This is a genomic window from Brevundimonas sp., assembly GCF_965278935.1.
Taxonomy (GTDB): Bacteria; Pseudomonadota; Alphaproteobacteria; order Caulobacterales; family Caulobacteraceae; genus Brevundimonas.
The window spans coordinates 2,388,717-2,402,316 of sequence record NZ_OZ257124.1; the positions used below are offsets into that span (position 1 = coordinate 2,388,717).

At 65.9% G+C, this 13,600-nt stretch carries 10 protein-coding genes; 1 reads left to right on the forward strand and 9 read right to left on the reverse strand.

The genetic code is table 11. The annotated features are described in order from the left end of the window. From leuD to ACQY68_RS12090, 4 genes are all read right to left on the reverse strand, one after another. Complete coding sequence (leuD, locus tag ACQY68_RS12075; protein WP_428149672.1) at positions 1-615, reverse strand: 3-isopropylmalate dehydratase small subunit; 615 nt, start codon at positions 613-615, stop codon at positions 1-3. Next, complete coding sequence (gene leuC, locus ACQY68_RS12080) at positions 615-2,018, reverse strand: 3-isopropylmalate dehydratase large subunit (RefSeq protein ID WP_428149673.1); 1,404 nt, start codon at positions 2,016-2,018, stop codon at positions 615-617. The genes leuD and leuC overlap by 1 nt, the downstream gene beginning before the upstream one ends. Further along, on the reverse strand, positions 2,018-3,541 hold the full coding sequence (locus tag ACQY68_RS12085) for an alpha/beta fold hydrolase (protein WP_428149674.1): 1,524 nt from the start codon (positions 3,539-3,541) through the stop codon (positions 2,018-2,020). The genes leuC and ACQY68_RS12085 overlap by 1 nt, the downstream gene beginning before the upstream one ends. A 77-nt stretch (positions 3,542-3,618) precedes the next feature. Then, a complete protein-coding gene (locus ACQY68_RS12090; protein WP_428149675.1) occupies positions 3,619-6,117 on the reverse strand; it encodes a TonB-dependent receptor in 2,499 nt (832 codons plus the stop codon). Between the two features lie 423 nt (positions 6,118-6,540). Here ACQY68_RS12090 and ACQY68_RS12095 point away from each other — a divergent pair, with 423 nt between their 5' ends. Then, entirely contained in the window at positions 6,541-7,335 is a 795-nt protein-coding gene (locus tag ACQY68_RS12095) for an IclR family transcriptional regulator (RefSeq protein ID WP_428149676.1), read from the forward strand. On the opposite strand, the gene ACQY68_RS12100 is transcribed toward ACQY68_RS12095, so the two are convergent. The 5 genes from ACQY68_RS12100 to ACQY68_RS12120 are packed head-to-tail and all read right to left on the reverse strand — an operon-like array spanning position 7,322 to position 13,371. Next, entirely contained in the window at positions 7,322-8,794 is a 1,473-nt protein-coding gene (locus tag ACQY68_RS12100) for an NAD-dependent succinate-semialdehyde dehydrogenase (RefSeq protein WP_428149677.1), read from the reverse strand. The two genes, ACQY68_RS12095 and ACQY68_RS12100, sit on opposite strands and share 14 nt — an antisense overlap. Then, positions 8,794-10,161: a spinster family MFS transporter gene (locus ACQY68_RS12105; RefSeq protein WP_428149678.1), complete on the reverse strand. Its 1,368-nt coding sequence runs from the start codon at positions 10,159-10,161 to the stop codon at positions 8,794-8,796. Before ACQY68_RS12105 ends, ACQY68_RS12100 begins: the two co-directional genes overlap by 1 nt. Further along, positions 10,158-10,949: an enoyl-CoA hydratase/isomerase family protein gene (locus tag ACQY68_RS12110; RefSeq protein WP_428149679.1), complete on the reverse strand. Its 792-nt coding sequence runs from the start codon at positions 10,947-10,949 to the stop codon at positions 10,158-10,160. The genes ACQY68_RS12105 and ACQY68_RS12110 overlap by 4 nt, the downstream gene beginning before the upstream one ends. Further along, complete coding sequence (locus ACQY68_RS12115; RefSeq protein ID WP_428149680.1) at positions 10,949-12,499, reverse strand: class I adenylate-forming enzyme family protein; 1,551 nt, start codon at positions 12,497-12,499, stop codon at positions 10,949-10,951. Before ACQY68_RS12115 ends, ACQY68_RS12110 begins: the two co-directional genes overlap by 1 nt. Next, complete coding sequence (locus ACQY68_RS12120) at positions 12,496-13,371, reverse strand: amidohydrolase family protein (RefSeq protein ID WP_428149681.1); 876 nt, start codon at positions 13,369-13,371, stop codon at positions 12,496-12,498. Before ACQY68_RS12120 ends, ACQY68_RS12115 begins: the two co-directional genes overlap by 4 nt. Positions 13,372-13,600 lie beyond the last annotated feature (229 nt).

Sequence of the window (13,600 nt, forward strand, 5' to 3'; positions counted from 1 at the left end):
TCAGTCTCCTTGGTAAAGCCAGGGCGTGGCCGCGCGGCCCCGCCCCTCATAGGCATCGATCGCAGCGGCGCTGCTGTTGTTGATGATGTCGATCTCGTCCCAGCCGTTCAGCAGCGCCTCGCGCCGCCAGCCTTCGGTCTCGAACCGGATCGGCGGGCCGTTGGGGCTGGTCAGCACGCCTGCGGACAGATCGACGGTGAAGCTGAGACCGGCCTTCGCATCGACCATCAGCAGAGCCAGATCGGCTGTCGAAACGGTGACCGGCAGCATGCCGTTCTTGAAACAGTTGGCGTGGAAGATTTCGCCGAAGCTGGTGGCGATCACGACGCGGATACCGGCGTCCCGCAGCGCCCAGCAGGCCTGCTCCCGGCTGGACCCGCAGCCGAAATTATCGCCGGTGACCAAGATCGAGGCATCCCGGAAACGACACTGGTTCAGCACGAACGCCGGGTCAGGCTCACCCCCCGCGAGGGTGCGCCATTCGTAGAAGGCATAAGCCCCCAACCCCTTCTTCTCGGTGATCAGCAGGAACCGCGCCGGAAAGATGATGTCGGTGTCGATGTTCGCGGCCGGCAGGGCGGCGGCGATCCCGGTCAGGCGCTCGAACCGCTCCATCAGCCCAGCTCACGAACATCGACGATCCGCCCGGCCAGCGCGGCGGCGGCGGCCATGGCCGGGCTCATCAGATGGGTCCGGGCCCCGATCCCCTGACGCCCCTCGAAATTGCGGTTGGAGGTCGAGGCGCAACGCTTGCCCGGATCCAGTCGGTCGTCGTTCATGGCGACGCACAGCGAACACCCCGGCTCACGCCATTCGAACCCGGCGTCCAGGAAGACGCGGTCCAGCCCCTCGGCCTCGGCCTGACGTTTCACCGCCCCCGAACCCGGCACGACGATGGCGGTCGTCGTCGCCGCCACATGGCCATGACGCGCGACCTCGGCGGCGGCCCGCAAATCCTCGATCCGGCCGTTGGTGCACGAGCCGATGAAGACATTGTCGATCGGCAGGCCGGCCAGCCTCTGCCCCGGTTCCAGGCCCATGTAGCGAAGCGCCCCCTCGATCTTGGCGCGGTCGGCCTCCGATCCGGCGTCGGCGAGGTCGGGCGTGGCCTCGGTCACCGGCGCGGACTGATCCGGGCTGGTGCCCCAGGTGACCCGAGGGGCCACCTCGGCGGCGTCGATCGTCAGCGTCCGGTCGAACACCGCATCGTCATCGCTGGACAGCAGCCGCCACGACGCCATCGCCGTGTCCCAAGTGTCGCCCGTCGGGGCCATCGGTCGGCCCGCGACATAGGCGAAGGTCGTCTCGTCCGGTGCGATCAGGCCTATCCGCGCCCCGGCCTCGATCGACATGTTGCACAGGGTCATCCGACCCTCCATCGACAGGGCCGAGACCGCCGTGCCGACATATTCGATCGCGTGGCCAACCCCGCCCTTGGCCCCCAGGGCGGCGATGACGAACAGGGCCAGATCCTTGGCGGTGACGCCCCGACCGAGCGCCCCGTCGATCTGCACCCGCATCGTCTTCGCCCGCGTCTGCCGCAGGCACTGGGTCGCCAGAACGCATTCGATCTCGCTGGCCCCGATGCCGAAGGCCAAAGCTCCAAAGGCTCCGTGCGTCGAGGTGTGGCTGTCGCCGCAAACCAGGGTCAGACCCGGCAGGGTAAAGCCGAGTTCCGGACCGATCACATGGACGATGCCCTGGTCGCGATGGTTCAGACCCAGGTGGCGAATGCCGTACTCGGCCGCGTTCGCCGCCAGCAGCGCGACCTGATCCCGCGCCTGCGGGTCGGTGATCGGTCGGTCGCGATGGCGCGTCGGCACGGCATGGTCGGCGACCGCGAGATGGGTCTCGGGCCTACGCACGGGCCGGCCGGTGGCGCGCAGGCCCGCGAAGGCCTGGGGGCTGGACACCTCGTGGATCAGGGATCGGTCGATGTAGAGCAGGCTGACGCCGTCGCCGTAATCCTCGACCGTGTGCGCGTCCCACAGTTTTTCGTACAGGGTCAGGCCGGGCATCAGTCGGAGCCCTCGGCCCGGACATGCTCGACCACCTGAGCCAGGATCGTCGCGCAATCGGGGCCCTGGACATAGGCCCGGAACAGCCGGTCCAGCCGGGCCACATCCGGCGTCTCCGAGGCCGCGCGACGGGTGACGACCCCGGCACCGGGCGGAACGTCGTACAGCGCCAGATCCCTGAGCTGGAACCAGGCCGACGTCAGGTGCGATCCATCCCAGGCGGCCGCCATCGGCGTCAGCAGCGGCGCATCCGGTAAGGTCCCCGTACCGCTCAGCCAGGCGGGCGGATCGATCCGCTCAGCCTTGATCGACAGGCCTAGCCGTTGGAGCAACAGGTCCGCAATGACCGCCCCTGCCCCCTCCCCCGCCGCACTGTCCGGGATCAGCCCCAGCCGCGACAGAGCCTCGGCCAAGACGTCGATCACCGCCGCAAGATCGGCATCCCGCCCCGTCAGCGGATCGGACCCGCCGCAGCCCGGCGGGCTCAGCAGGATCAGGCGCGCGTCCGGATGGGCCAAGGTCTCGGCAGCGATCAGGGCTTCGGGATCACCTGGCAGTCCAGGGACCAGCAGCCGGAGCGGTCCATCAACCGGGCCCGCCAGGCGAGCATGCAGCCAGCCCTCGCCGACCGCAACCAACGACGCGCCCTCCGTGGCCTCGGAACGGAGAGACACCGCGTCGGGCCGATCGCCACGATCGAAACCGGTCAGCAGGGCCGCCTGCCACTCGCCCAGCCCCTCGCCCAAAGCCGCGATCTCCCACTGCGGACCGGGCGTCAGCCGCTCAAGATGGTCGGCGATCAAGTCTCCCGACCGGGCGATCACCCGGGTCGGCACCGTCAGGTTCGCGATGACGTCATTCGGTTGAAACGACGCGGCGCGGATATAGGCCTTGGTGTAGTGGGCCCCGGCCTGCAGGAACCCGATCGCGCTGCGCTGGACCGGTGCGACGTCGCCGGGGTCGCTAGCCAGACGCCGCGCCTGCGTCCGCTCATGCCACGGAAACCAGGTGAACAGGTCCCGGCACCGCGACCACAGCCCCATCACATGGCGACCGTCCCAATGCGGCTCATAGGGCGCCAGATAGTCGCGCTGGAACGACGCGACCTCGTCCCCGGTAAAGGCCGACAGCCCGTCGAGCACCAGCGCCGTCACCCGGTCGGGCTCGCGCAGGGCGAAGGCCGTGGCCAGGGCCGCACCCGTGTGGGCTCCGTAAAGCGCGACCCGATCGACCCCGAGAGCGTCCAGCAGGCCCGCGATGACATCCAGAAAGTCATCCAGGCTCGGCGCATCCTCCGGCAGCGGATCGGACAGGCCATAGCCGGGCGTGTCGGGCGCGATCACGCGATAGCTCCCGGCCAGAGCCTCGATCACCGGCAGCATCGACAGCGACGACCGGGGCGACTCGTGCAGTGCCAGGACCAGCGGCCCGCTTCCGGCCGCACGATAGTGAACGTCGCCGTGGGCCAGCCGGATGAATCCACGCTCGATCGGGATCGCTGCGGGATGTCTCGGCTTCAGCAAGGCGGCGTCCTGGTCAAGGCGTTGCGGGCGCCCCGTGGGGGACGCCCGCAAGCCGTACGATGGTCAACGGAAGCGTATCAGTAGACGTAGCCGAGTTTCAGCCCGAAGGTCCGGCCCTGCGGCAGATACAGGGTGTAGTTCGCGTTGAAGTCGTTCAGTCGCGAGTTATACGACGCGGTCTCCGGCGTATGGTCATCCGTCAGGTTGTCGACGAAAGCCGTCAGCGTGTAGTTGCCGTACTCGACACCCGCGCGTGCGTTGATCTGATAACGCGGGCCGAAATAATTGTAGTTGTTCGGCAAAGAGTACTGCTTCGACTCGTAGCGGAACTCGCTGCGAGCGAACCAGTCCCACCCGCCCGAGAGCGAGCCGTTCAGTGACACGCCGGTGCTGACCTGCAGCTTGCTGGTCCGGGGAACCTGCAGCCCGTCCAGCGATATCGCGGCGCGGGGGCCGGCCGGCGCCTGGATGGTGGTAAGCCGCGGTGCGCAGGTCGGGATGAGGGCACAGGGTCCAGTGCCGAAGTCGAAGGCGTCGTCGTTGAACTTCGGATCCGAGTAGCCGATGCCCAGGTTCAGACGAACGCCCTCCAGCGGCAAAGCGACCGCTTCGAATTCGAAGCCGTTGCTGGTCGTGCTGCCGAAGTTCTTGGTGACCAGCCCGGGGGTGACCGTGTTGGCCGATGGTCCCGAGATCTGGATGCCCTGGGTTTCGATATGGAAGATCGCCGCGTTCAGTTGCAGCCGGTTCTCGAACAGGGAGGTCTTCAGGCCCACCTCGAAGGTGTCGTTGGTTTCGGGATCGAACGACAGGTCGTCCGGAACCGTCGCCCGGCCGTTGAACCCGCCGCCCTTGGTGCCGTCGGCCACGCTGGCGTAGCCCATGATGCCGGGCGTGAACTGGTATTTGGCGGTCAGGCGGAAGTTCGAGAACTCGAACGAGCCCGAGGGATTGCCGGTCGTGCTGCCCGGACCGCCGAAGGGATAGATCGGCTGGACGTTCGGCCCCGAGGCCGCCGCACAGGTCGCCGTCGCAGCTCCCGTGGCTGTCGCGGGACAGGATGTGCTCCGGACGATCAGAAGCGATTTCTCCTGCTCGGTGTAGCGCGCTTCACCCGACACGGTCAGCTGCGACGTGACGTCGTAATCCAGGCCCACGAAGGCGGACTTCTGCGTCTCGGTGATGAAGTTTTCCGTGTACGAGCCCGGCGCGAAACGACCGTCTGCCGTCAGATATTGCCGTCCCGTCGCGGACAGCAGGGTCCGTCCGGCGGGAATGTTGCGTCCATCCACGCCGATGATGGTCGTGTTGGTGACCTCGGAGTCGAAGTAGAAGCCGCCGACCGCCCAACGGAAGGGCTGATCCTGATTGGACGCGAACCGCAGTTCGTGGCTGCTGTCCTGGTTGTTGCCGTCAGAACCGAACGTCTCTTGCAGATTGACGAACTGAGCCGGGTTGCCGGGCGCGAGAGGCGTCAGCTCGAAACGGATCCCGTCACGCAGGCCGAGGAAATCGTTCAGGCGTTGCTGGGTGATGTCGTTGTAGCCGTAGATGTAGGAGAGATTGCCGAAGCCGAAATCGTAGTCGACGTGAACGCTGGTGTTCAGGACTTCGCGCTGGTTGCCGGAGACGCCGGCGCTGCTGGCCAGGGCCGGCACTTCGACGGGTTGCGCATCCGGCTCCAGTCGACCGCAGTACTGGGTAAAGACGTTCGGCACGATGGCCGTGGCGGCGGTGCGCGCACCGCAGTTGCCGACATTGTAACCTAGGGCGGATTGGGCAAAGAAGTCGTCGCCGTAATAGGCCGCGGCCGTGATGCTCAGACGCTCGGTCGGCGTGAAGGATACGACCCCTTGAATGTCCTTCTTCTCGAATCCGCCGGCGGTTTGGCCCGTGATATTGTCCGTGTAGCTCCCGTCGAAGGTGTCGTACCCGGCGGCGAGACGCGCGGCGAGAATGCCCGGAACGACCGGACCGCTGATCGAGCCGACCAGAGTCTGCATACCATCGTTGCCGAGCGTGCCTTCGGCCCGTGCCCTGAATTCCTCGTTCGGGATCGCGCTCACATAGTTGATCGCGCCGGCAAAGGCGTTGCGGCCATAGAGCGCGCTGACGGGGCCCTTGATGACCTCGATCCGCGCGATATCGATCAGCGCCAGGTTGGTGGCCGACGCGTTTTGCAAATAGACGCCGTCAAGGAAGACGGACACGTTGGCGTCACCGGCGCCGCCGTTCAGGTTGGTCAGCCCGCGGATCACGGGCGAGACGCCAAACTCGGAGCCACCGCTGTTGATGGTGAGACCCGGCGTCAGATACGACAGATCGCGCAGGGTCTGAACACCGGCGTCTTCCAGCGCCTCGGAACTGAACGACGTGATCGCGAGCGGAACATCCTGGAGGCGCTCTTCACGTTTGCGCGCCGTGACCACCACTTCTTCAAGCGACGTCGCCTGCTGGTCTTGATCCGACGCCGCGGCTGACTGCGCAAAAGCCGTAGCACCCCAGCCCAGACCCCCCAATATTGTTGCTGCGAACAATAAGCTGCGAGTTTTCGCGCCGCTCTTCTTGATTGTCATCAGATGTTCCCCCTGTTCCCAACAGTTCCCGAGGATGGTCAGTCGGGGGGTCATAAGTGTCAATATGCGGGGATATGAGTTTATGATACAGCTATGTGCATGACAGGTCCGCCGACGGGCAGCGGTCGCACTCGAAACCGGATCGGCTTGGATATTCGCGTTATTTCAGAGGCTTGGCGTCTCACGAAGGCTGTGTTGTCTTCAGAAGCGACCGGCCTGAAAAAGTCCCGGCCACAAGGCCACGCTTGATTGCCCGTCATTGTGACACCATTGCTTCACTTGGCATTGTCATCGACGACCGCATCGGTCTTCGAAGGGCCTTGCGGGTCTGTGTGAAACCGGCCGAGATGCTGTCGCACAGGGTCCGACGGGCGCGAGAAATCGCGTTCTCGAACCCAAATTGCGAACAAGATCGGATTTCGAATGAGCGACGGCGTCAGTTCCACCATCAAATCCGCCGCCCGCGTGTTCGAGGTGCTGGAACTATTCGAAAAGCTGCGCGAGCCTCTGACGTCGATCCGGGTCGGACGCCATCTGAACTACCCGGCGTCCAGCGCCTTGGCACTGCTGAAAAGCATGGTGTCTCTGGGATATCTGTCGTTCGACCGGATCGACCGAACCTATTTCCCGACGATCCGTGTGACGCTGTTGGGCCAGTGGGTGGAACACGCGGTCCACAGCGGCGATGGCAGTCTGATCGCCTTGGTCGAGGCCCTCATCAGGGCGACCGGGGAGTCCGTTTCGATCAGCGGCCAGAACGATCTGGACATGCAGTTCATCCATATCGCGCAGGGACCCCAGCATATCACGGTCAACCTGACGCCGGGCACGCTGGCCCCTCTGTTCCATTCGACGATAGGCCTGACGTCTCTGACCACGCGGCCGAACGATGAAATCGTGCGGCTTGCCGAGCGCCACAACAGGACGCGCGCCGGTGACGGGCCACCCGTGGATTCCAAGGCGATACTTGATGCCGTCGAAGGCATTCGTCGGCGCGGCTGGTTTGCCGGCTACGACATGTATATCGATGGTGTCGGGGCGGTCTCATGGGTGCTGCCCACGGATGACGGGCGCCGCAGTATGGTCATGGCGATCAGCGGACCGTCCGACCGGATCAGGCGTGACGAGGCGACAATCGTCAAGGCAGTCATCCCAATCTTGCATGACCACGGCTTCCTGCCGAATGCCGCTTCGCCGAAGCCGGTCAGATCGCGATAGAGGCGTATTTCAGCGAAAGGTATTCCTCGACGCCTTCACGCCCGCCTTCCCGGCCGATGCCCGAGGCCTTGATGCCGCCAAACGGGGCAGCAGGAGTGGAGACCACGCCCCGGTTCAATCCGACCATGCCGACCTGAAGCCTGTCAGTGACCCGCAGGCCCCGCGCCAGATCCCTCGTATAGACATAGGCTGCCAGACCAAAGGTCGTCGCATTGGCTATATCGATGGCCTCGGCCTCGTCGCGGAAGGTCTGAATTGTAGCGACCGGGCCAAAGACTTCGGTGTTGAGGATTTCGGCATGGGCTGGAACATTCGTCAGCACTGTCGGCGGATAGAAGAAGCCCTCGCCTTCCGGCATGAACCCGCCCGTCAGGACATCGGCTCCGGCATCGACCGCATCGCGAACAAGCGCCGCAACCCGGTCGCGTGCGGGGGCGTCGATCAACGGCCCGACCTGTGCGTCCGAAAGGCCGGGTCCTACAGTCATCGCCCCCATGCGATCGGCCAGACGCCTTGCGAAGTCATCGGCGACGCTCTCCTCGATCAGGAAACGATTGGCAGCCGTGCAGGCCTCTCCGATGTTTCGCATCTTGGCCAGAATGGCTCCGTCCAGCGCCGCGTCCAGATCCGCGTCGGCGAAGACCAGAAACGGATTGTCCCCGCCCAGTTCCATCGACATCCGCAGCATCCGGTCGCCCGCCTGGGCCGCCAGCCGGCGTCCCACGTTGGTCGAGCCAGTGAAGGAAACCTTGCGCGCAGCCGGATGCTCCATGCAGGTCGTCACCACCGGCGCGGCCCGGCGCGTCGTCACGACATTCAGGACACCCGCCGGAAGCCCGCAGTCCTGAAAGATCGCGGCCAGCGCCAGCATCGACAGCGGCGTCTGCTGAGCCGGTTTCACGATCATGGTGCAGCCCGCCGCGATCGCGGGGCCGATCTTGCGCGTGCCCATGGCCAAGGGGAAATTCCATGGCGTCACCAGGATGCAAGGTCCCACCGGCTCTCGCGTGGTCAGAATGCGTGCGGAACCATCTGGCGCCAGGCTGTATTGGCCCCCGAGACGAACCGCCTCCTCGGCGAACCAGCGCAGGAAATCCGCAGCATAGCGAACCTCACCACGCGATTCCGCCAGCGACTTGCCCATCTCCAGCGTCATCAGCCGGGCGAGACGCTCCTCATCGACCAGCATCCGCCGGCACGCGGCCAACAGTATATCGGAGCGCACGCGGGCCGGGGTCCGTGACCAATCGGCCTGTGCAGCAACGCAGGCCTCCATTGCCAGGATCGCTTCCTGCGGACCACCGTCCGCGACATCGGCGACGGAGCGGCCGGTTGCCGGGTCCAGAACCGCGAAGCGCGCGCCGCTCGCCGCCTCTCGCCACGCGCCGCCAATCAGCAACTGACGTGGCACATCACGGACGATGGCGCCCACCTCGGACATCAAGGCTTCGCTGACCATCAACCCGCGTCCCTCGCCATCCCGGCCGCGACCTGCGCCTCGGCGGCGCACACGAACGGCTTTGACAACAAGGCGAAGGCGATCGCGGCGATGATGGCGCTGGCCGTGCCGACGATGGCGGCGGAGATGCCGACCGCGCCTTTGTCCTGGAAGACGTAATCGGTGAACATGCCGGTGACGATCGGCCCGGCCGTCAGCCCGACCAGATTGACCAGCACCAGATACAGCGCCGACACCGTGGCCCGCATCCGGTTCGGCGTCACCAACTGCAATGATGCCGGCGCCGCGCCATAGGCGAAGGCGCCGAAGAACAGCACGACCGCCAGCGCCGCGATGGCCAGCGGCAGGGTCGGCATCAGCGGAAACGCGATGACCGGCGCGATCACCAGCAGCGACGCCGCCAAACCGATCTTGACCGTGGCGTCCGTCTTGCCCTTGCCCTGCATCCGGTCGCACAGGATGCTGCCGCAGATGATCCCGGCGGTCGCAAACACCAGCATGGTGAAGCCGACCAGATAGGCCCCCTGCTCCGGGCTGACCCCGAAGTGACGCGACAGATAGGGCCTGGCCCACAGCAGGGCGACATTGAACGGCACGCCCAGGAAAGCGAACCCGACAGTGATCAGGGCATAGGCGCTGCGGTGCTGGCCGATGTGCTTCCACGTCGCGTTCCAGTTCGACCTGAAGTCGACGGCGGCCGTGTCGGCGCTGCTCAGCTTGCGGGCGGGCTCCCGCACCGTCAGCATCAGCAACGCGACCAGCAGGCCGGGCAGACCGACAGCAAAGAAGGCCAACTGCCAGGACCGGACCTCGCCCAGCACCGGGATCTCGACCGACGGCGTCGTCCCGATCAACCCCACCACCAGACCGCCGCCCAGGATGGCCAGACCGGACCCGAGGTAGATGCCGATCGTATAGATGCCCAGCGCCAGGCTGCGGCGCTTGGGCGGGAAACAGTCCGAGATCATCGAATAGCCGGCCGGAGACAGGCCAGCCTCCCCCACGCCCACGCCCACGCGCGCGGCGAACAGCTGCCAGAAGGTGTGGGTCATGCCGCAAAGCGCGGTCATCACGCTCCACAGCGCCACGCTGCCCGCGATCAGATGCTTGCGATTGAACCGGTCCGCCACATAGCCCAGCGGCACGCCCAGGCTGACGTAGAAGATGACGAAGGCGAACCCGTGCAGCAGCCCGATCTGGGTGTCGTTCAGGTTCAGGTCGGCCTGGATCGGCTCGACCAGGATGGTCAGGATCGCCCGGTCCACATAGGCGAAGGTATAAGCGATCAGCAGAACGCCGACCGTGTACCAGGCCGTCGCGGGCGTGGGCCAACCGGCCTCTGCGGGCTTCGTGGGCGTGTCGGTCATCCGGCGACCTTCCAGCTGGGCGACCGCTTCTCGCGGAAGGCGGTGTAGCCCTCGCGGCCATAGGGTTGGGTTCGGTTGTAGGTCGAGAAGGTCTTCAGCTCGAGCGCGACGGCCTCGGCCAGCGTCAGGTCGGCGCCCTGCTGCAGCACCGACTTGCTGGCGGCGATCGTGGCGCGCGGCTTGTCGGTCAGGGTCTTGAGGAAGGCCTTTGACTCGTCCAGCAGTCGGGCGCGCGGCACGGACTTGATCGCCAGCCCATAGTCCACGGCCTCCTGCCCATGCAGGAAGCGCGCGCTCCAGATCAGGGCCTTGGCCTTCTGGTCGCCGACCTTGCGCTTCAGCCGCGTGGTCACCGCCGCTGGCAGCACGCCGGAATCGGTGTGGGCGTCGCCGAACGGGGCTTCGTCGGCGACGATGATGAAGTCGCAACCCAGCGAGAATTCGAAGCCGCCCGCCCGCGTCACGCCGTTGATGGCCGCCAGGGTCGGGATCGGCAGGGCCTCCAGGTTGGCGATAATCCCGGCGACCCGCGCCACGGTCGCATCGAACCAGTCCAGATCGGCGAAGGCCCGGTCCAGCAGTTCCAGATCCAGCCCGACGCAGAAGGCGCGATCGCCCTCCCCCGTCAGGACCAGGGCCCGCAGGGCTTCGTCCGCATGGGCCTCGGCCAGCACGGCCTCAAGCTCGTCCAGCCGCGCCTCGCTGATGGCGTTCAGCCGCTCGGGCGTGGCGAAGGTGACCACGCCGATGCCGTCTTCGATCTCGTAGCGCAGCGAGGAATAGGCCATCAGGCGGTCTCTCTGGTCTGGTCGGCGTGCAGATCGCGCAGCGCGGTCTTCAACACCTTGCCATTGGCGTTGCGCGGCAAGGCGTCGATGACCTGGAAGTCTCGCGGTCGTTTGTAGGCCGCCAGACCCGCCTCGCAGAATGACGAAAGCTCCGCCGCCGCGACCGGCTGATCAAGCACGACATAGGCGACCAGCCGCTCGCCCCAGCGCGGGTCCGGCACGCCGACGACGGCGGACTCGCGCACGGACGGATGAGCGTCGATGACCCCCTCGATCTCGCGCGGATAGACGTTCAGCCCGCCCGTGATGACCATGTCCTTCTTGCGATCGACGATGTGGACGAAGCCCTCCTCGTCCTTGACCGCCAGGTCGCCGACCCCGACCCAGCCGTCCTTCAGCGTCTCCGCCGTCTGGTCCGGCCGCTTCCAGTAGCCGTTGAACAGATAGGGCGAGCGCGAGATCAGCTCCCCGACCTCGCCAGGACCGACCTCGACGCCCGCGTCATCGACCAGCTTCACCTGATTGCCGACGAAAGGCAGGCCGACGCAGCGGCTCTTCCTTCGCTGATCCTGGGGCCGCAGATTGGTGACGCAGCCGGCCTCGGTCGAGCCATAGGTCTCGTGCAGCAGGCCCTCGCCGTAATAGTCGATGATCCGCACCTTGGTGTCATCCGGCAGCGGCGCGGCGTTGGCGACGATGCCACGCAGCCGATTGCCCCGGTTCGCCTCCAGCACCTTGTCGCCCAGATCGAAGATGGCGTGGTGATGGGTCGGCACGGTGAACAGACCGGTGACGTCGCCGTCGTGCAGGCGACGCAGCACCAGCTCCGGCTCGAACTTCGTCGCGATCTCGACCGTCCCGCCCAGGAACAGGGCGTTGAAGGCGAAGGCGAACCCGGCTCCGTGGCACATCGGCGACAGGGCCAGGAAGTGGTCGTCGGGCGAGAAGATGCCATACTCCGCCGCATAGGCCAGGAACTGCAGCGTCCGCGACCGATGAGACACCAGCACCCCCTTCGGCTTGCCCGTCGTGCCCGAGGTGTAGGGGATCGAGAAGGTCGTCCAGTCCGGGATCAGCAGCGGCTCGAACCGCGATGACGCCTGCGCCTTCAACGCCTCGTAGTCGTCGCCCAGCACGACGATCCGCTCGACCGTCGTCAGCCGCTCGCGCTCCACAGCACCTTCGCAATCCGGATGGACGAACAGTACCCGCGCCTCGGCGTCGTTGCAGATCTCGGCCAGCTCGCGCGGTGTCAGCTTCGGATTGGGCGTGGCGATGGCGCAGCCGACATCGCCGACGGCGGCGAGGATCTCCAGATACTCCATGCAATTGGTGGCGACGATCGCGAGGTGGTCGCCCGGCTTCAGGCCCAGCCCGTGGACCAGCAGATTCGCCGTCCGGTCGATGTTCTCGATCACCCGGTCATAGCGCCGGTGCTCCCCGCCCAGGATCATCGCCGTCTTGCCCGGATCACGCGTCGCGGCGGCCCGCAGACCCGACGAGACGGTCAGGCTGCGATATCCGGCGGGCGGCGACTGGAACAGGCTCACAGCCGGAACACCTCGACGGCGTTACCGCGCATCACCTGATCGTAGGAGGCGGGACGCAGCCCGTGATCCTTCATCTCCCGCACCGCCCGCTCGGGGTCGATCACCGGCCAGTCGGTACCGAACATGACCTTGTGCGAACCGTAGCTGTCCATGTACCGCACCAGCGCCGTCGGCAGGTGCTTGGGCGCATAGGCGTCGATGCCGATGAAGACGTTCTGGTGCTTCCAGGCCATGGCGATCATCTCGTCGGTCCAGGGCACGCCGACGTGGATGCCGATCAGCTTCAGATCGGGGAAATCGATGGCGATCTGGTCCAGCAGGATCGGCCGGGCGACGCTGGGGAGCCGAACCGTCTTCTGATAGATCAGGTTCTGACCCACCTGCATCATGATCGGCACGTCCAGTTCGACGCAGCGCGAATACAGCGGGTAGTAGAGCGCCTGGTCGGGCGCCAGCTTGAACCAGTGCGGATACAGGTGCGCCCCGACGAAGCCGAGGTCGTTCACCGCGTGATCCAGTTCCTTCAGCTGCTCTACCCCGCGATAGGGATCGACCCCCGCCAGTCCCGAGAACCTGTCCGGATGCTTGCGGCACCACTGGGCGACCTGGGCGTAGGGGATCTCGAACGACCCGCGCATGTCGCGATCGCCCGCGCGCACCGCGATCAGCAGCGACCGTTCGATGCCCGCCGCGTCCATCTTCGTCAGATAATCGTCGATCGAGACGCCGGTCTTCATATGCTCGGCCATCCGCACCTGGGTGGTGAAGTTGGCGTCGAAGCCGGTCTGGTTGTTCGCCACCTCATGCGGCGTGAACAGGTTCACCACGATGTCGATCGCGCCGCCCGAAGCGGCGCCCGTCGATTCAGTCATTGCGCGGCCCGCTTCCCCAGATTGCCGCATCACTAGACTCACACGGGTGGAGCATGTCAACGATATGCATGTTTATGTCTTTGTTGGCTATGTATGTGAATTACTGGCTGGAGGTGTGATGCCTGACTTCAGCAGGCGGAAGACGGCTTCGACACTGTGGTGGACGCATACCTCCCCCACAGATCCTCACTCCCCGGAGGGCCGAACTTGGTGCTCCGATCGGCTATCG